The organism is Xenophilus sp. (assembly GCF_044462705.1).
In the GTDB taxonomy this organism is placed as follows: domain Bacteria; phylum Pseudomonadota; class Gammaproteobacteria; order Burkholderiales; family Burkholderiaceae_C; genus Xenophilus; species Xenophilus azovorans.
Genome location: NZ_JBIQNC010000116.1, coordinates 1 through 16,525, shown reverse-complemented (window position 1 = coordinate 16,525; position 16,525 = coordinate 1). Strand labels below are relative to the sequence as shown.

18 protein-coding genes are annotated in these 16,525 nt (G+C 70.4%); 10 read left to right on the top strand and 8 right to left on the bottom strand.

The window, feature by feature from the left end:
• The 5 genes from ACIY1X_RS16885 to ACIY1X_RS16865 all read left to right on the top strand — a co-directional run.
• On the top strand, nt 1-323 hold a 323-nt coding region (locus tag ACIY1X_RS16885; protein WP_399682609.1), incomplete at its 5' end, for an SDR family NAD(P)-dependent oxidoreductase.
• 126 nt (nt 324-449) lie between these two features.
• A complete protein-coding gene (locus tag ACIY1X_RS16880) occupies nt 450-2,075 on the top strand; it encodes a GMC family oxidoreductase (RefSeq protein WP_399682606.1) in 1,626 nt (541 codons plus the stop codon).
• A gap of 56 nt (nt 2,076-2,131) precedes the next feature.
• A complete protein-coding gene (locus ACIY1X_RS16875) occupies nt 2,132-2,860 on the top strand; it encodes an RraA family protein (protein WP_399682604.1) in 729 nt (242 codons plus the stop codon).
• Between the two features lie 16 nt (nt 2,861-2,876).
• Complete coding sequence (locus ACIY1X_RS16870; RefSeq protein WP_399682601.1) at nt 2,877-3,794, top strand: amidohydrolase family protein; 918 nt, start codon at nt 2,877-2,879, stop codon at nt 3,792-3,794.
• Entirely contained in the window at nt 3,791-4,558 is a 768-nt protein-coding gene (locus ACIY1X_RS16865) for an SDR family NAD(P)-dependent oxidoreductase (RefSeq protein ID WP_399682598.1), read from the top strand. The genes ACIY1X_RS16870 and ACIY1X_RS16865 overlap by 4 nt, the downstream gene beginning before the upstream one ends.
• Before the next feature lie 40 nt (nt 4,559-4,598).
• Here the strand turns inward: ACIY1X_RS16865 and ACIY1X_RS16860 are convergent, their stop codons facing one another.
• The 7 genes from ACIY1X_RS16860 to ACIY1X_RS16830 all read right to left on the bottom strand — a co-directional run bounded on the left by ACIY1X_RS16860 (nt 4,599) and on the right by ACIY1X_RS16830 (nt 11,793).
• Entirely contained in the window at nt 4,599-5,624 is a 1,026-nt protein-coding gene (locus ACIY1X_RS16860) for an ABC transporter ATP-binding protein (protein ID WP_399682595.1), read from the bottom strand.
• Nucleotides 5,621-6,661, bottom strand: a complete 1,041-nt coding sequence (locus ACIY1X_RS16855) for an ABC transporter ATP-binding protein (RefSeq protein ID WP_399682592.1) — start codon at nt 6,659-6,661, stop codon at nt 5,621-5,623. The genes ACIY1X_RS16860 and ACIY1X_RS16855 overlap by 4 nt, the downstream gene beginning before the upstream one ends.
• Nucleotides 6,658-7,485: an ABC transporter permease gene (locus ACIY1X_RS16850; protein ID WP_399682590.1), complete on the bottom strand. Its 828-nt coding sequence runs from the start codon at nt 7,483-7,485 to the stop codon at nt 6,658-6,660. The genes ACIY1X_RS16855 and ACIY1X_RS16850 overlap by 4 nt, the downstream gene beginning before the upstream one ends.
• Before the next feature lie 12 nt (nt 7,486-7,497).
• On the bottom strand, nt 7,498-8,433 hold the full coding sequence (locus ACIY1X_RS16845; RefSeq protein ID WP_399682587.1) for an ABC transporter permease: 936 nt from the start codon (nt 8,431-8,433) through the stop codon (nt 7,498-7,500).
• Between the two features lie 27 nt (nt 8,434-8,460).
• Nucleotides 8,461-9,999, bottom strand: a complete 1,539-nt coding sequence (locus ACIY1X_RS16840) for an ABC transporter substrate-binding protein (protein ID WP_399682585.1) — start codon at nt 9,997-9,999, stop codon at nt 8,461-8,463.
• 160 nt (nt 10,000-10,159) lie between these two features.
• Nucleotides 10,160-10,717, bottom strand: a complete 558-nt coding sequence (locus tag ACIY1X_RS16835; RefSeq protein WP_399682583.1) for a MarR family winged helix-turn-helix transcriptional regulator — start codon at nt 10,715-10,717, stop codon at nt 10,160-10,162.
• Between the two features lie 143 nt (nt 10,718-10,860).
• A complete protein-coding gene (locus ACIY1X_RS16830) occupies nt 10,861-11,793 on the bottom strand; it encodes an alpha/beta hydrolase (protein ID WP_399682581.1) in 933 nt (310 codons plus the stop codon).
• A 142-nt stretch (nt 11,794-11,935) separates the two neighbouring features.
• Here ACIY1X_RS16830 and ACIY1X_RS16825 point away from each other — a divergent pair, with 142 nt between their 5' ends.
• From ACIY1X_RS16825 to ACIY1X_RS16810, 4 genes are all read left to right on the top strand, one after another.
• Nucleotides 11,936-12,541 carry an NADPH-dependent FMN reductase gene (locus tag ACIY1X_RS16825; RefSeq protein ID WP_399682578.1) on the top strand — a complete coding sequence of 202 codons (606 nt, stop codon included), beginning with the start codon at nt 11,936-11,938 and terminating at the stop codon, nt 12,539-12,541.
• A 62-nt stretch (nt 12,542-12,603) separates the two neighbouring features.
• On the top strand, nt 12,604-13,401 hold the full coding sequence (locus tag ACIY1X_RS16820) for an alpha/beta fold hydrolase (protein WP_399682575.1): 798 nt from the start codon (nt 12,604-12,606) through the stop codon (nt 13,399-13,401).
• The gene (locus ACIY1X_RS16815) at nt 13,398-14,552 is read left to right on the top strand and encodes an LLM class flavin-dependent oxidoreductase (protein WP_399682572.1); all 1,155 of its coding nucleotides are present in this window, start codon (nt 13,398-13,400) and stop codon (nt 14,550-14,552) included. Before ACIY1X_RS16820 ends, ACIY1X_RS16815 begins: the two co-directional genes overlap by 4 nt.
• A gap of 15 nt (nt 14,553-14,567) precedes the next feature.
• A complete protein-coding gene (locus ACIY1X_RS16810) occupies nt 14,568-15,551 on the top strand; it encodes a Bug family tripartite tricarboxylate transporter substrate binding protein (RefSeq protein WP_399682570.1) in 984 nt (327 codons plus the stop codon).
• A 69-nt stretch (nt 15,552-15,620) separates the two neighbouring features.
• Here ACIY1X_RS16810 and ACIY1X_RS16805 read toward each other — a convergent pair whose 3' ends face one another.
• Nucleotides 15,621-16,088, bottom strand: a complete 468-nt coding sequence (locus ACIY1X_RS16805) for a MarR family winged helix-turn-helix transcriptional regulator (protein ID WP_399682568.1) — start codon at nt 16,086-16,088, stop codon at nt 15,621-15,623.
• A gap of 103 nt (nt 16,089-16,191) precedes the next feature.
• Between ACIY1X_RS16805 and ACIY1X_RS16800 the strand changes: the two genes are divergently transcribed.
• Nucleotides 16,192-16,525, top strand: a 334-nt coding sequence (locus ACIY1X_RS16800) for an endonuclease/exonuclease/phosphatase family protein (RefSeq protein WP_399682565.1), incomplete at its 3' end; no start/stop codon positions are given.

Sequence of the window (16,525 nt, the reverse complement as noted above, 5' to 3'; positions counted from 1 at the left end):
TCGGTCTTCGCGGCGTGGCCGACCAGCTCGCCTACAGCGCATCCAAGCATGGGGTGATCGGCCTGACGCGTTCGCTGGCGCGGGCGCTGGGGCCGCGCGGCATCACCGCGAACGCCGTCTGTCCCGGCTGGGTGGCCACGCGCATGGCGCTCGACCGTCTCGAGCAACTGGGCATGAGCCGCGCCCAGGCCGTGGCGCTCACCCCCACGGGCCGCTTCAGCGAGCCCGATGAAGTCGCCGCCCTGGTGGCGTTCCTGGCGAGCGAGGCGGCCGGCAACATCACGGGGCAGGCGCTCTCCATCGACGGCGGGGCGCTCGCATGAGCCCCCGCCCGGCCGTTCCGAAGGGGGCTCGCACCGCAGTGCGAAGCACGGAGGTTACCCAATGAGCACCGCCCGGCCGCTCCGAAGGCGTTCGGACCCGCAGTGCGCGGCACGAAGGGCAGTCCGGTGAGCAGCGCGCTTCCCGAGCGGCTGGATGCGGACTACGTGATCGTCGGCGCAGGCTCGGCGGGCTGCGCGCTGGCGCATCGCCTGGCGGAGCACGGGCAATGCCGCGTGCTCCTGCTCGAGGCCGGCGGCCTCGACAGCGACCCGGGCATACGCGTGCCGCTGGGCTTTGCGCGCAACGCCTACAACCCCCGGCTGGCCTGGCTCTACGAGACCGAGCCGATACCGGGGCTGGACAACCGGCGCCTGGTGTGGCCGCGCGGACGTGTTCTGGGCGGCTCCAGCGCCATCAACGCGATGATCTACGTGCGCGGCCAGCAGGAGGACTACGACGCCTGGGCCTCGGCCGGCTGCAGCGGCTGGTCCTACCGGGAACTGCTGCCGCTGTTCCAGCGTGCGGAAGGCTACCGTGGCGGGCATGCCGCGGACTACGGCACGCAGGGGCCCATCGGCCTGGCCGATCCGCCGTTCGAGCATCCGCTGCACGACCGGTTCGTCGAAGCCGGGCGCGAACTCGGCTTTGCCTACAACCCCAACTTCAACGGCAACGGCCAGCACGGCGTGGGGCGCTACCAGCTCACGGTGCGCGACGGATGCCGCAGCAGCGCCGCGAGCTACCTGCGCCAGGGCGGACGGCATGCGGGACTGCATGTGGTGACCGGCGCGCGCGTGAGCCGCGTGCTGTTCGAGCGGGGGCGTGCGATCGGCGTCGCCTTCACGCGCGACGGCCGCGAGCACCGGGCGCTGGCGCAGGCCGAGACCATCCTCGCGGCAGGCGCCATCGCCTCGCCCCAGCTGCTGCAGCTCTCGGGCATCGGTGCCGGTGCGCTGCTGCATCCGCTGCGCATTCCCGTGGTCGTCGACCAGCCGTCGGTGGGCGCGAACCTGATGGATCACCTGAACGTGCGCGTGGTGATGCGCTGCCGGGGACCGTCGCTCAACGCCCTGCGGCGAAGCGCATGGCGGCAGGGCCTGGCGGGGATCCGCTACCTGGCCACGCGGCGCGGCGCGCTCGCGGGCGGCCCCATGACGATGGGCCTCTTCGCGCGCAGCCGGGCGGACGTGCCCACCGCCGACCTGCAACTGCACTTCCTGGCGTTCAGCGCGGCCGCAACGGCCGGGAGCGTGCACGCATTCCCGGGAATGACCATCTCCTGCGTGCCCAACCGGCCCCTGAGCCGCGGCCACCTGCGGATCCGCAGCGCCGATCCAGGCGAGGCCCCGCGGATCGTGCCCAACTACCTGGCCGAACCCTCGGATGCCGAGACGCTGGTCGACGGCCTGATGCTCGCGCGGGAACTCTTCGCCACGCGCGCCTTCGCCACGCAGGCCGTGGCCGAGATGAGCCCCGGCGCGGACATTCGCACGCGGGCCCAGTGGCTGGCCTATGGCCGTGCCCATGCGGGAACGGCCTTCCACCCGAGCGGCACCTGCCGCATGGGTGCGGACGGCGCCGCCGTCGTGGACCCCGAACTGCGCGTGCGCGGCGTCCAGGGGCTGCGCGTCGCCGACGCGTCGATCCTGCCGAGCATCGTCTCCGGCAACACCAACGCGGTGTCGATCCTCATCGGCGAAAAGGCCGCCGATCTTCTGCTGTGCCGCGGCGCCCCTGCGCCGCCCGGCTGAAGCCGTCCTATTCCGCTTCGAGCCTTGCCCTCCCCTTCTTCTCAGGAGCCTCGCCCATGCCTGCCACCGCCACCGGCCACACTCCCCTGCCCCCGCAGCTGCTCGACCAGCTCGCCGGCTTCGACACGCCCACCATCTGCAATGCGCTCGAGGTGATCGCGCCTGAACGCCGCGCCGTCGGCTTCACCACCGAGAGCCTGACCTGCCTGTACCCCGGGCTCAAGCCGATGGTGGGCTACGCGCGCACGGCCACCATGCGCTCGATCCATCCGCTGCAGCAGACGCCCCAGGAGGCCGGCCAGCGCACCATGGCCTACTACGAGTACATCGCCGAGGGCGGCCCGGCGCCGTCGATCTGCGTCATCCAGGACCTGGACGGCGCGCGCGCGGGCTTCGGCTCGTTCTGGGGCGAGGTCAACACCCACATCCACCTCGGCCTGGGATGCAGGGGCGTGGTCACCGACGGCAGCGTGCGCGACGTGGACGCCAACGCCGAAGGCTTCCAGATGCTGTGCCGCATGGTGGTGCCTTCGCATGCGCACTATCACATCGTCGATTTCGGCGGCACGGTGTCGGTGGCGGGCGCGTACTTCGGCCATGGCGACCTGATCCACGCCGACCGGCACGGCGCGGTGATCATCCCGCCCGAGCATGCAGCGCGGATCCCCGAGGTGGTGGACACCCTCACGCGCCGGGAGGCGGTCATCATCGCTGCGGCGAAGGCCCCGGGCTTCGACATCGCGGCGCTGCGCCGGGCCATCGGCAGCGCCCGCGACATCCATTGACGCCGGTCACCGCCGCATGATTCCGATCATCGACGCGCATCACCATCTGTGGGAGCCCGGCGAGGGGCGCCATCCATGGATGCGGGCGGCCGCGCCCAAGTTCATGGGCGACACCGCGCCGGTCTGCCAACCCTATCGGATCGAGGACTTCCGGCATGAAGCGCAGTCGGGCACGGGCCTGCGGCTGGCGGGATCCGTCCACCTGCAGTGCGGCCGCAACCCCGCCCTGCCCGCCGAGGAAACGGCCTGGATCCAGGCCCAGGCGGACCGCAGCGGACTGCCGGTCGCCATCGTGGGATACGCCAACCTTGCCGACCCCTCGCTCGACGTCCTGCTCGATGCGCATGCCGGAAGCGCGGGCTTCCGGGGCGTGCGGCAGATGCTCAACTGGCACGACACGGACGAGCGCCTGCGCCTGTGCGACCGCGGCGACTACCTGCGCGACGCGCGATGGCTGGCCGGTTTCGCCCGCCTCGGCGAGCGCGGGCTGTCCTTCGACCTGCAGCTCAATCCCTGGCAGCTGGCCGACGCCCATGCCGCGGCCAGCGCCCACCCCGGCACGGTGGTGGTGATCAACCACGCGGGGCTGCCTTTCGGCGGCGACGCGGCCCGACGCGCCTGGCGCACCGGCATGGCGGCGCTGGCCGGACTGCCCCAGGTGCACGTCAAGTTCTCCGGCATGGGCATGGTCGACCCTCTCTGGAGCGCCGGGAGCGTGCAGCCACTGTTCGACACGCTGCTGCAATGCTTCGGCCCGGAGCGGATGATGTTCGCCTCCAACTTCCCGATCGACCGCCTGTACAGGCGCTACGGCGAGGTCTACGCCCAGTACGCCGCCTTGTGCCGCCATCTGGGCGAGGCCGAGCGCGACGCGCTCTTCCAGGCCAACGCCCGCCGGGTCTACCGCATCGACACTCCACTCCGGCAAGCATGAACACCACGGCCATCTACCCCAGCCTTCGCGACCGGGTCGTCTTCGTCAGCGGGGGCGGCAGCGGCATCGGCGCCAGCCTGGTCGGGCACTTCGCGCGCCAGGGCGCCCGCGTCGGCTTTGTCGACATCGCCGACGAATCCTCGCGCACGCTGTGTGACGACCTGGAGCGCCAGGGCCTGCCGCGGCCGCACTTCGAGCATTGCGACGTGAGGGACGTGGCGGCGCTGCAGGCCGCGATCGCCCGCGTCGCAGCCGCCTTCGGCGACATCGACGTGCTCGTGAACAACGCGGCCAACGACGAACGCCATGCGCTCGACAGCCTGACCACCGAGCTCTGGCAGCAACTGATGGACGTGAACCTTCGCCACCACGCCTTCGCGGCGCAGGCGGTGATCGAGGGCATGCGGCGCAAGCGCGGCGGCTCGATCATCAACCTGAGTTCGGTGACCTGGCTCAAGGGCACGCCGGGCCTGCCCGTGTACGTGGCGGCCAAGGCCGCGATCGTGGGCCTGACCAAGGCCCTGGCGCGCGAGTTCGGCGCCGACGGCATCCGCGTGAACGCCCTGCTGCCGGGCTGGGTCATGACCGAGCGCCAGGTCTCGCGCTGGCTCACGCCCGAGGCCGAGGCCCGGCTCATGCAGAACCAGTGCCTGAAGGAGAAGCTGTACCCCGAGGACATCGCGCGCATGGCGCTGTTCCTGGCGGCCGACGACAGCCGCCTGATCAGCGCCCAGAGCTTCATCGTCGACGGCGGCGCGACCTGACCCCCGGGCGGCGCGGCCGCCGTTCGCGGGGGTGCCGGCCTCAGACGAGCCCGGGCGCCGGCCCGAGACTTTGCGCAAAGAAGCACGCCACGCGGCGTTCTCCCGCGCCGCTGCCGCCTTCACCCGGCAGCAGGTCCAGCGGCGGAACCGACTGCCTGCAGGCGTCCTGGGCGTGCGGGCAGCGCGGATGGAAGGGACAGCCCGGCGGCGGCGCGGCCGGGTTGGGCAGGTCGCCGGCGATCTCCACCGCGCGGCGGCGGCGCGACGGATCGGGGGACGGGATCGCAGCCAGCAGCGTGCGCGTGTACGGGTGGCGCGGATCGCGGAAGATCTGCTCCACCGGCCCGTGCTCGACGATCCGCCCCAGGTAGACGATCGCGACCTGGTCGCACACGTGCTCGATGATCGCGAGGTCGTGCGAAATGATCAGGTAGCTGAGCCCGAACTCCCTGCGCAGGTCCGCCATGAGGTTGAGGATCTGCGCCCTCACCGAGACGTCGAGCGCGCTCACCGGCTCGTCCGCCACCACGAGCTGGGGGTTCAGGACCAGCGCGCGCGCGATGCCGATGCGCTGGCGCTGCCCGCCCGAGAACTGGTGCGGAAACTGCCGTGCCTGCGCGGCCGACAGGCCCACGCGCTCCAGCAGCCGCAGCGCGATCGCATCGGCTTCGGAGCGGCTGAAGCCGCCGAGCGCGTCCAGCGGCTCGCGCACCAGCTCGAGTGCGCGCAGGCGCGGATCCAGCGAGGCATAGGGATCCTGGAACACGAACTGCATGTGCCGCCTCGCCTCGCGCAGCGCCCGCCCGCGCAGGTGGGTGATGTCCTGCCCCTGCAGCGCGATGCGTCCGCTGGTGGGCTCCAGCAGGCGCAGGATGCAGCGCGCCAGCGTGGTCTTGCCGGAGCCGCTCTCGCCCACGATGCCCAGGGTTTCGCCGCGGCGCAGGCGCAGGCTCACGTCGTTGACCGCGTGCACGTGCTGGCGCGGGCCGAACGGCGTGCGCCGGCGCAGCGGATAGCGCATGCTGAGGTTGCGTACGTCGAGCAGGATGTCGGCTTCGGACTTCATGCCGGCTCCTTCGTGGGCGCCGCATCGGCGGGCGCGCTGGTGACCCAGCATGCGCTGGCGTGCCCGTCGGCGTCGGACAGCAAGGGCGGCACGGCGCCGGCGCAGCGCGCCTCGGCGCGCGCGCAGCGCGGCTCGAAGCGGCAGCCCTGCCGTATGACGCCGATGCCGGGCACGCTGCCGGGGATCTCGGCCAGGCGCTGCACGCCCTCGCGCCAGCGTTGGCCCAGGCGCGGCACGGAGGCCAGCAGCCCTTCGGTGTACGGATGGCGCGGCCGGCGGAAGACCTCGCCGACTTCGCCCGTCTCGACGATGCGGCCCGCATACATCACCGCCACGCGGTCGGTGTACTGGGCGACCACGCCCATGTCGTGCGTGATCAGGAGCACCGCCACGCCCAGTTCGCGCCGCAGGCCGTCGATGAGGTCGAGCACCTGGGCCTGGGTCGTCACGTCGAGCGCGGTGGTGGGTTCGTCGGCGATCAGCACCTTGGGCGCATAGGCCAGTGCCATCGCGATCATGACGCGCTGGCGCATGCCGCCGCTGAGTTCGTGCGGGTAGCGCCTCAGGATGCCCACGGGGTCGGGGATGCGCACCAGCGACAGCAGTTCCAGCACGCGGGCGCGCGTCGCGGCACCGGCGCCATCGCCGTGCGCCACGAAGACCTCCGCGATCTGGTCGCCGACGGTGTAGCAGGGATTGAGGGCCGACAGCGGCTCCTGGAAGACCATCGACATCTCGCGCCCGCGGATGCGGCGCATCTGCGCGTCCGGGGCCGTGCGCAGGTCCCTGCCGTCGAACAGGATCTCGCCGCCGCTCACGCGGCCGGCCTGGCGGTCGATCAGCCTCAGCAGCGACAGCGCCGTCACGCTCTTGCCCGAACCCGATTCGCCGACCAGTCCGAGCACCTCGCCGCGGCGCAGCGAGAAGGACACGCCGTCCACCGCGCGGCGGGCCGAGGGGCCGCTGCCGAACTCGGTCACCAGCTCGCGCACCTGCAGCACGGCCGCGTCCTGGGGCTTGTTGGCGGCACCGCTCACGGGCGGCCTCCGTGGAGTCTGGGATCGAGGATGTCGCGCAAGGCGTCTCCGAGCAGGTTGAAGCCGACGAGCGTGCAGGTCAGCATGAGCCCGGGGAAGGTCATGAGCCAGGGCGCGCCGAGGATGTTGCTGCGCCCCTCGGCCAGCATGTTGCCCCACGAAGGCTCTGGCGGCGTCACGCCCACGCCGAGGAAGGACAGCCCCGCCTCGATGAGGATGGCGTCGGCCAGGAACACGGTGCAGGTCACGATGATCTGCGCCGTCGCGTTCGGCAGCAGGTGGCGGCGGATGATGGCCAGGGGCGTCCGGCCGCTGGCGCGCGCCGCTTCCACGTAGTCCATTTCGCGCAGCGCCAGCGTCTCGGCGCGCACCACGCGCGCGAAGCGCGGCACGAACAGCAGGCTGATCGTGAGAATGAGGTTGAGCAGGCTCGGCCCCAGCGCCGCGACCATGGCCAGCGCCAGGATCACGATGGGAAAGCTCAGCAGCATGTCGATGGGCCGCATGATGGCCACGTCGACCCAGCCCTTGAAGTAGCCGGCCAGAAGGCCCAGCAGGCTGCCGATCAGGCAGCCGAGCGCCACGCCGGAGAAACCGATCAGCAGCGAGGGCCGCGCGCCCCACATCATGCGCGAGAGCACGTCGCGGCCGAAGAAGTCGGTTCCCAGCCAATGGCCCGCGGAGGGCGGCATCATGCCCGCCGCGGGATCGATGGCCAGCGGGTCGTGCGGCGCCGCCCAGGGCGCCAGCAGCGCGGCCAGCAGGATGAGGACGATCAGCGCAGCGCCGACCAGAGCCTTGGGGCTCCTGAATATGCGAGACATGACGTGGGGGGATCAGCCGCGGATGCGCGGATTCAACGCGCTGTACAGCACATCGGTGAGGAAGTTCGTGAGGATGAACAGGCCCGCGAACACCGCCACGGCGGCCTGGACCTGCGGATAGTCGCGCTGCAGGATGGCGTCCCAGATCATGGTGCCGACGCCGGGCCGCGCGAAGACGACCTCGACGATCACCGCCCCGCCGAGCAACTGGCCCACGGTGAGCCCCAGCACGGTGATCACCGACAGCAGCGCGTTGCGCAGGGCGTGGCGCACCACCACGACCGGCTCCGTCAGGCCCTTGGCGCGCGCGGTCCGCACGTACTCGCGGCCCAGCACCTCGAGCATGCTGGAGCGGGTCAGGCGCGTCGCCAGGCCCATGAAGCTGGCGGCCAGCGTGAGCGCCGGCAGCGCGATGTAGTGCAGTTGCGTCAGCAGGCCGCCGCCCTCGGCAGCGCCGTAGATCGGGAACCAGTCGAGCCAGTAGGCGAACACCAGCAGCATCAGCAGCCCCAGCCAGAACTGCGGCATCGACATGAGCAGGAACACCAGCACCGAGACGGTGTAGTCGACCCAGCCGTCGCGACGGACCGCGCTGATCACGCCTGCCGGGATGCTCACCAGGACGATGATGGAGATGGCGGCGGCGCACAGCGTCAGCGTGGAAGGCAGCACCTCCAGGACGCGTTCGAGCACGGGCGTCTTGGTGACGATCGAGTTGCCCCAGTCGCCCCGCAGGAAGTCGGCCATGTAGTACAGGTACTGCACCGGCAGCGGCCTGTCCAGGCCGAGCTGGGTCCGCAGCCGGGCGAGCTCGGCCGCGCTCGCGTCGGCACCGAGCATGGCCTGCGCCGGGTCGCCCGGGATCATGCGCAGGATCAGGAACAGGATCGTGATCGCGCCGAGCAGCGTCGGCACCGCCCGCAGCAGGAATCGGAAGACGATGTTCATGGCGGATCCGCGCAGCCGGCCGGTGCCCTACTTCTGGATGTAGGCCGTCTCGACCAGGGGCGCGTTCTCCGGCACGCGGTAGGGGCCCAGGCCCTTGACGTACTTCTGCACGACATGGGTGTTGAGCTCCAGCGTCAGCGGGATGGCAGGGCTGTCCTCGGCAATGCGCTTGAGCGCCTCCGAATAGAGCGCGGCGCGCTCCTTGTCGTCGAAGGTCACGCGCGCCTTGTCGATCAGGTCGTCCACGCCCGCATAGAAGGCGCAGTTGGTCCCCTTGGGCGGCTGGTTGCTCGAGTGGTAGCTGGAGAACAGGAAGGCGTCGGCCACCGGTGCGCGGAAATGGGCGTTCCAGATGATGTCGTGCTCGGACTGGCCCAGCGCGCGGAACCAGGTGGGGCGATCGATCATCTTCAGGTTCAGCGTCACGCCGACCGCCTTGAGCTGGGCCTGCAGCATCACGGCCTCGCGCTGGTAGTCGGTGGGAATGGTGAGCGTGCACGCCAGGCTGGGCACGCCGGCGTCGGCCAGCATCTTGCGGGCCCTGGCAGGGTCGTGCTCGTACCGGCGCACCGCGTCGGTGTAGCCCTCGACGCCCGGCGGCACGACCGTGTCGATGACGCGGCCGCGCTGCCCGTAGACGGCCTGCACGATGGCCTTCTTGTCGATCGCGTGCTGGAAGGCCTGGCGCACCTCCTTGCGGTCGAACGGCGCCTTGGCGGTGTTGAAGCTCAGCAGGAAGATGCCGGTCGAGACGTCCGACACGCGCACCTCCGCCTTGGGGTTGCGCATGTAGCGGTCGATGTTCTCACGCTCCTTCATCGCGACGATGTCGAGCTGGCCGCGATCGAAGGCCAGCGTGGCCGTGCTGGCTTCGCGGATGACCTTAAAGGTGATGCGGTCCAGCTTGCCCTTGGCGCCGAAATAGTCGTCGTTGCGCCGCAGCACCACCTCCTGGTCGAGCACCGATTTCTCCACGATGTACGGGCCGGTACCGATGATCTGGCGGCCGTAGTCGGCGCCCTGCGCCTTGGCGGCCGCCTCGCACATCATGAAGCCGCCGCGGAAGGTGGCCAGCGCATGCGGAAACACGGCCGACGGCCCCTTGAGGCGGAATCGCACCGTGTGGTCGTCGACCACCTCGACGGCGCTGATCTCCTGCAGCTGCCCCGCGTTGCGGGACTTGGTCCCGGGATCGAGGATGCGCTCGACGGACCATTTCACGTCGCGCGCGGTGAACATCCCGAAGCCGCCATGCCACTTCACGTCCTTGCGCAGCCTGAAGGTGTAGACCTTGCCGCCTTCGCTGACCTCGAACCCGGTTGCCAGATCGGGCGCCAGGTCGTACTTGGCGCCCGGCACATAGCGCATGAGCGCATTGCTCACCAGGATGGCCACGCGCCCCTCGTCGCCCGCCGAGGTCTGGTGGGCCGGGTCCAGCGAGTTCATGGGATTGCTCTGGATGCGCAGGTGCTGCTCGTCGGCAGCCCACGCAGCCCACGCCGGAAGGCCGCTGGCCGCGGCGGCCATGGACGACTTGAGCAGATCGCGCCGCTTGAATTGGTTCATGCTGTCTCCTTTGTTCGGAATTGGTAAGTTCTAGTACTAATAGAAGATAAGTCGACGTACTTAATGCTGTCAATCGGAGGCAGCCCCAGAACGATGCTCGGGTGGCGCCCGACGCACGGCCCGCGGCAGCGCCGGGCGCATGCGTGCGCCGCGGCGGCGCTCAGACCGCCTGCCTGCGCGAGCGGCGCGCAGCCGCCGTCGGCCGCGCCACCGCCTCGTCCTGGCGCTCGGCGGCAAAGCGCGCGCCCTTGCGCGGCCGGCTCAGGCCCTGGAGTTCCTCCTCGACGCCGATCAACTGGCGCAACAGGCGCACGAAGAGTTTCTTTTCCTCGCTCGACAGCCGCAGCAGCAGCGTCCGCTGCGACTGGCGCACCGCCTGCTGCATCCCGCGCAGAAGCTCGGCGCCCTCGTCGGTCAGATAGAGAGCGCGCGCACGCCCGTCGACCTGCGAGTGCTCGCGCCGCAGCAGGCCGCGGGCCGCCAGGCGCGCGACGATGCTTCCGGTGGTCACCTTGTCCAGCGCCACCAGGCCGGCCAGCGTGACCTGGTCCACCCCCGGATGCTTGAACAGCGCCGTCATCACCACGTGCTGCGGCGCCGTGATGCCGAAGGACGACGCTTCGCATTCGAAGATGGCCACCGACATCTGGTGGGCCCGGCGGATGAGGTGCCCGGGCTTTTCCAGCAGGTCGTCGATCACTTGAGATCTGTTCTTCATGGCAGCGGGGATGCGTTCTCGTGCTGGTCACGCACGCGTGGTGCCAGACGGTCTGAAAACGCGGAGTCTGCCAGATGGAGGGCCATGCGCCGCCCACGCGATACGGGTGCAAACCCGACGCGCGCGTCCCGCACCGGTACCGCTCAGGCATGCGCATCGCCTTCCCCGGCGTGCCGGCGTATGAAGCGTTCCAGGGCGGGCGCCAGTTCGCCCTCGCCGCTGCCCAGGTGAAAGGTCTGCGTGTAATGGTTGTGCTCCTGCACCACCATGAAATCCGGCAGCCGGCCCCGGCGCACCTGGATGTGGGTGAGCAGCGTGAGCGCCTGCTCGTGGAAGCCGTCGGGGTCCTCCGCCGCGACGGCGACGAACAGGGGCAGGTCGAGTTCCGAGAGGCCCATGACCGAGGAGCGGTCGCCATGCAGGCGGGCGTCGCTGCCGTAGTAGCTCTGCACCGAAGGGCGTTCGCTCATGGCCGGGATGTCGTAGATGCCCGAGAGCAGCACGGCCGCGCGCACCGCGGCCGAGCCCGCCGCATGGTGCGCGCGGCGGGTGAGGTAGCTCGCCACATGCGCGGCGCCGGCCGAGTGGCCGACGAGCACGATGCGCGCCGGATCGCCCCCGAAGTCCGGCGCATGCGCCTGCACCCAGGCGATGGCGAGGCCCAGGTCTTCGGCCGCGCTGGGCCACGTGAACCCGGGCGCCAGCCGGTAGTCGGCGACGACGCCCACCCAGCCCTGCATCGCCGCCCAGCGGCCCACATTGCCGTGGAAGGGTGACTCCGGCTTGCTCTTGCCGCCACCGGTGAAGCCGCCGCCCGGAACGAACAGCACGACGGGCCGGCCCGCGCGACCGGCCGCCGGAGCGTCCGGGGCGAACACGTCCAGGCGCTGCCGTGGGTGCCCGCCATAGGGCAGGTCGAGCGCGGTCTGCATGGGCACGGCGGTGCCCGACGCGACCGCGTCCTTCCACAGCGCCTCGCTGCCTGCGAGCTCGCGGGCACCGAGCCCGCGGCCCATCTGCGCAAGCGCGGCGGCCCGCAGGTCCGCAGGCCCGCCGTCTCCGGGAACGTCACTCATGAACCTTGTCTCCACGCGCCCGCTGCGCGGGTTCTCCTATTGACATGACACAAAACGGTCGGTCAAATTATATGCATAGATATCTATGTAATTGCATGCCGCCGATCCCGGCCGGCGCGAAATCGAGAGACAAGCGAACGCTATGCCTACACACCGTCCCTACATCGTGGCCATCGGCGGCACCACACGGCCCGGTTCATCCACCGAACGGGCCCTGCGCCATGCACTGGCGACGATGGACGCGCAGACCGTGCTCCTGTGCGGCGGGGATCTGGATCTGCCCCTGTACGCGCCGCATGCGCCGGCGCGCACGCCGGCCGTCGCGCGCGTGCTGGAGCACCTGCGGCGCGCCGACGGCGTGATCCTCGGCTCGCCCGGCTATCACGGCGGCATTTCGGGCGCCATCAAGAACGTGCTCGACTACACCGAGGAGCTGCGCGACGACGAGCGCCCCTATCTCAGCGGCCGGGCGGTGGGGTGCGTGGCGACCGCGGCCGGCCACCAGGGCGCGGCGACCACGCTGTCCGCCCTGCGCGACATCGTGCATGCACTGCGCGGCTGGCCCACGCCGCTGGGCGTGTGCGTGTCGGGCAGCGAGCCCGCGTTCTCCGCGGACGGCCGCTGCCTGTCGGCGCAAGTCGATCAGCAGCTTCGCATCCTGGGCCAGGAAGTGCTGGACTTCGCTCGTGCGCGCCGGCTGGCCGCCGCGCAGCCGTCCCCGCTGCAACCCATTGCCAAGGCCGCCTGAGGCGCAGGCCCGAGGGCATTCCCCAACCGTCACCCCATCCAGCTACGAGGAGGCATTCTTTGATGAACCAACCCAGTGCGAGCACCATGCGCGTGCGTGATACGGATTTCCGCGTCGACCAGTACGGCGCGGGATCGACCACCCTGCTCTTCCTGCATGGCAGCGACGGGCGCGAAAGCTGGGGCGAGGTGCCCGGCCGCCTGGCCGGCGGGGCGCGCTGCCTGGTGCCCGAGCATCCGGGCTACGGCGGCACCGACGCGCCCGCCTGGCTCGACAACGTCGCCGATCTGGCGAATTTCTACCTGGAGTTCATCGAGCGGCAGTCGCTGGGCCGGGTGCACCTCGTCGGCCACGACCTGGGCGGCTGGATCGCCGCCGAGATGGCGGTGCGCAACAGCAGCGCACTCGCCTCGCTCACCCTGGTGAGCGCGCAGGGCATCCACGTGGAGGACGTGCCGGTGGTCGATGTGTTCCTGCGCACCGACGAGGAACTGTGGACGGACAGCGTGTTCGACGCGGCCCTTGCGCGCGAACTGGCAGGTGCGCCGCGCTCCGATGCGCAGGACCTCGCCGCCATCAGGAACAAGGAAGTCACCGCGCGCCTGACCTGGCAGCCGCGTGCCCACGACCCCCATCTGGCCAAGTGGCTGCACCGCATCTCGGTGCCCACGCTGGTGGCGTGGGGAGCCGAAGACCGGATCCTGCCGCCCGCCTATGCCGAAGCCTGGGCCGGCCGGGTCGCCGGCGCCGAGCGCCAGGACATCGCCCGCTGCGGCCACCTGCCCGCGCTGGAGAAGCCTGCGGAGCTGGCCTCGGCCATCGCACAGTTCACATCGTCTTCCCGGAGCCACAACGCATGAAGTTCTTCAACTTCCACCTGATGCCCTACAGGCATGCGGACCTGCAAGCCATCGAGCGCAACGCATCCGCCTGGGTCACCTTCTCGAACCGGCACTACGACCCGCAACTGGGCGCCGAGCTCTATCACGAGTACCTGGACCAGATGGAGTATGCGGACCGGCTCGGGTTCGACGGCGTCTGCCTCAACGAGCACCACCAGACCGCCTACGGCCTGATGCCGACGCCGGGCGTCCTCGCTGGCGCGCTGGCGCGCAGCGTGAAGAAGGCGCAGATCGCGATCCTGGGCCGCGCGCTGCCGCTGCTGAACAACCCGCTGAGCGTGGCCGAGGAGTTCGCGATCCTGGACAACCTCACGCGCGGACGCTTCATCGCCGGCTTCGTGCGCGGCATCGGCGCCGAATACCACGCCATGGGCATCAATCCGGCCGAGTCGCAGGCACGCTTCCAGGAGGCCCACGACCTGATCGTGCGCGCCTGGGCCGAGCCCGGGCCGTTCTCGTACACGGGCAAGTACTACCAGTTCAAGTACGTCAATCCGTGGCCGCGCCCCTACCAATCGCCGCGCCCGCCGATCTGGGTGCCCTCCCAGGGCTCCAGCAGCACCATCGAATGGGCGGCGCGCCTGCGCTACACCTACTGCCAGACCCTGAGCCCCATCGAGACCGTGGCGAAGTTCTTCTCGATGTACCGCGAGCAGGCGCTTCGCAACGGCTACGAGGCCTCGAACGAACAACTGGCCTGGTCCAACTGCATCTACGTCGCCGAGACCGACGAGAAGGCCGTGCGCGAAGCCAAGCCGCATCTCGAGGCGCTGATGGGCACGCTGCTGAAGATGCCCATGGAGATGCTGCTGCCGCCGGGCTACACCAACATCGAGGCGATGAAGCGCATCAAGGCCACCCGCGCGGGCGGCTTCAACAAGAAGCCGCAGACCATCGACGACCTGATGAAGGCCGGGGTGGTGATCGTGGGCAGTCCCGCCACGGTGCGCGAGAAGCTGGCGGAATACGAGCGCCTGGCAGGCTTCGGCACCGTGCTGACCAAGACCCAGTTCGGCACCATGCCCGACGACATGACGCGGGCCAACATGGCCGCCATCGCCGAGGAGATCATTCCCCATTTCCGCACGCAGCCGAAGACGGCCGCCTGAGCACCGGAGGGCAGCATGCAGCACACCACCAGAAGGCAGACGCTGGCCGCCCTGGCGGGCGCGACCCTCGGCGGCCTGGGCCTGCCGGCACGCGCCGAGGCCTACCCGAGCAGGCCCGTGCGACTGGTCCTGCCCTTCCCGCCGGGCGGGTCGGCGGACTTCATCGCCCGGCTCACGGCCGAGCGCCTGCGTCCCATCATGGGACAGCCGTTCGTGGTCGACAACAGGCCCGGGGCTTCGGGCAACCTCGCCACCAGCCATGTCGCGCACAGCCCCGCCGATGGCTACACGCTGCTCGTGGGCGTCACCGGCGCACTGGCCATCAATCCATGGCTCTACAGGGGCCTGGACTACGTGCCCGAGCGCGACTTCGCTCCGATCTCGATGGTCGCCAAGGCCCCCGTGATCGTCGTGGCGGGCCCGCGCTCGGGCATCCGCTCGCTGGGCGAACTGGTCGAGCGCGCCAAGGCGGCGCCCAGGTCGATCGCCTACGCCACCAACGGCATGGGCACCAGCCATCACCTGGCCGCCGAGATGTTCTCGCGCGCCGCCGGCATCCAGCTTCGCAACGTGCCCTACAAGGGCACGCCGAGCGCGCTGCAGGACATCGTCGGCGGACACGTGGACATCGGCTTCATGGACCTCACGGCCTCGATCCCGCTGGTCAGCACCGACCGCATCCAGGCGCTGGCGGTGACCGGGGCGACGCGCTCGTCCGCCCTGCCCTCCGTGCCGACCATCGCTGAATCGGGCTTTCCCGGCTTCAGCGCGGAAACCTGGATCGCGCTGTTCGCGCCGCGCGGCATGGACCCGGCCGACGTGCAGCGCCTGAGTGCCGGCGTCAACACCGTGTTTGCCGACGCCGACGTCCGCCAGCAGGGCACGGCGCAGGGGCTGGAGGTCGCAGGCAGCACGCCAGCCGAACTCCAGCGCTACCTGGCGGCAGAGAGCACCAAGTGGCGCCGGGTGGTCGAGACGGCGAACATCAAGCTCGACTGACCCGCACAGGGCCCGATCTCCCCTCCGCCGCATCTCGGACCGTGCCTGCGGGGGGCGGCACCGCGGCGCCTACTCCGGGCGGTCGCCTTCGAGATTCGCCGTCATGCGCTCACAGAGTTCGAGGAAGACGGCGATCTCGGCGTCGGTGAGGTTCCGCGTGGCCTGCTCATAGACCGCATGCGCCGACGCGGTCATGAGCGACAGCATCTTCTGGCCATGGCCGGTGAGCCGGATGAGCTTGCGCCGGCCGTCGGCATCGTCCGCGCGGCGCTGGATGAGGCCTGCCGCCTCCATCCGATTGAGCGTCACCGCCATGGATGACTGCTCGATGCCGCACAGCTTCGAAAGCTCGATCTGGGTGGACTCCTTGCACGCGTTGAGACTGCGCAGCACGGGAAACTGCGCCGGCAGGACACCATAGGGCGATGTCATCTTGGCGAGGCTCCAGACAATGCGTCGCGACAGCTTGCTGACGACGAATCCCAGGCCGGGGGCCCTGACGGACGACGATGGCGATGTTCTGCCGGCTCGATTCATGCGCTGCGATTGTCTCGCAGCGGACGGAGATTCAGGCCTGCCTGAAGTCCCGCATGCGAGGCAAAATCAAGAAATACCTCGAAGTCAACGCCCTACGCACGACATGCGCATCGTCACCTGGAACACCCAATGGTGCTGCGGCCTGGACGGCACCGTCAGCCCGCGCCGCATCGTCGAGGGCGCGCGTGCCCTGGCCGACTTCGACGTGCTGTGCCTGCAGGAGATCGCGCAGGGCTACGACGACACGATGCCCGGCCGCCCCGGCGACCAGCCGGCCGAACTGGCGGCGCTGCTGCCGGGCCACTCGCTCTTCTTCGGCGCCGCGGTCGACGAGTTCACGCCCGGCGGCCGGCGCCAGCGCTTCGGCAACCTGATCGCCACGCGCCTGCCGGTGCGCCGCGTGGAGCACCATCCCCTGCCCTGGCCGGCCGATGCCG

What these genes read in the sequence shown, in the direction of transcription:
- ACIY1X_RS16875 (WP_399682604.1), top strand. Translation starts at nt 2,132, where the DNA reads ATGCCTGCCACCGCCACCGGCCACACTCCCCTGCCCCCGCAGCTGCTC.
- ACIY1X_RS16870 (WP_399682601.1), top strand. Translation starts at nt 2,877, where the DNA reads ATGATTCCGATCATCGACGCGCATCACCATCTGTGGGAGCCCGGCGAG.
- ACIY1X_RS16865 (WP_399682598.1), top strand. Translation starts at nt 3,791, where the DNA reads ATGAACACCACGGCCATCTACCCCAGCCTTCGCGACCGGGTCGTCTTC.
- ACIY1X_RS16860 (WP_399682595.1), bottom strand. Translation starts at nt 5,624, where the DNA reads ATGAAGTCCGAAGCCGACATCCTGCTCGACGTACGCAACCTCAGCATG.
- ACIY1X_RS16850 (WP_399682590.1), bottom strand. Translation starts at nt 7,485, where the DNA reads ATGTCTCGCATATTCAGGAGCCCCAAGGCTCTGGTCGGCGCTGCGCTG.
- ACIY1X_RS16845 (WP_399682587.1), bottom strand. Translation starts at nt 8,433, where the DNA reads ATGAACATCGTCTTCCGATTCCTGCTGCGGGCGGTGCCGACGCTGCTC.
- ACIY1X_RS16840 (WP_399682585.1), bottom strand. Translation starts at nt 9,999, where the DNA reads ATGAACCAATTCAAGCGGCGCGATCTGCTCAAGTCGTCCATGGCCGCC.
- ACIY1X_RS16835 (WP_399682583.1), bottom strand. Translation starts at nt 10,717, where the DNA reads ATGAAGAACAGATCTCAAGTGATCGACGACCTGCTGGAAAAGCCCGGG.
- ACIY1X_RS16830 (WP_399682581.1), bottom strand. Translation starts at nt 11,793, where the DNA reads ATGAGTGACGTTCCCGGAGACGGCGGGCCTGCGGACCTGCGGGCCGCC.
- ACIY1X_RS16825 (WP_399682578.1), top strand. Translation starts at nt 11,936, where the DNA reads ATGCCTACACACCGTCCCTACATCGTGGCCATCGGCGGCACCACACGG.
- ACIY1X_RS16820 (WP_399682575.1), top strand. Translation starts at nt 12,604, where the DNA reads ATGAACCAACCCAGTGCGAGCACCATGCGCGTGCGTGATACGGATTTC.
- ACIY1X_RS16815 (WP_399682572.1), top strand. Translation starts at nt 13,398, where the DNA reads ATGAAGTTCTTCAACTTCCACCTGATGCCCTACAGGCATGCGGACCTG.
- ACIY1X_RS16810 (WP_399682570.1), top strand. Translation starts at nt 14,568, where the DNA reads ATGCAGCACACCACCAGAAGGCAGACGCTGGCCGCCCTGGCGGGCGCG.
- ACIY1X_RS16805 (WP_399682568.1), bottom strand. Translation starts at nt 16,088, where the DNA reads ATGAATCGAGCCGGCAGAACATCGCCATCGTCGTCCGTCAGGGCCCCC.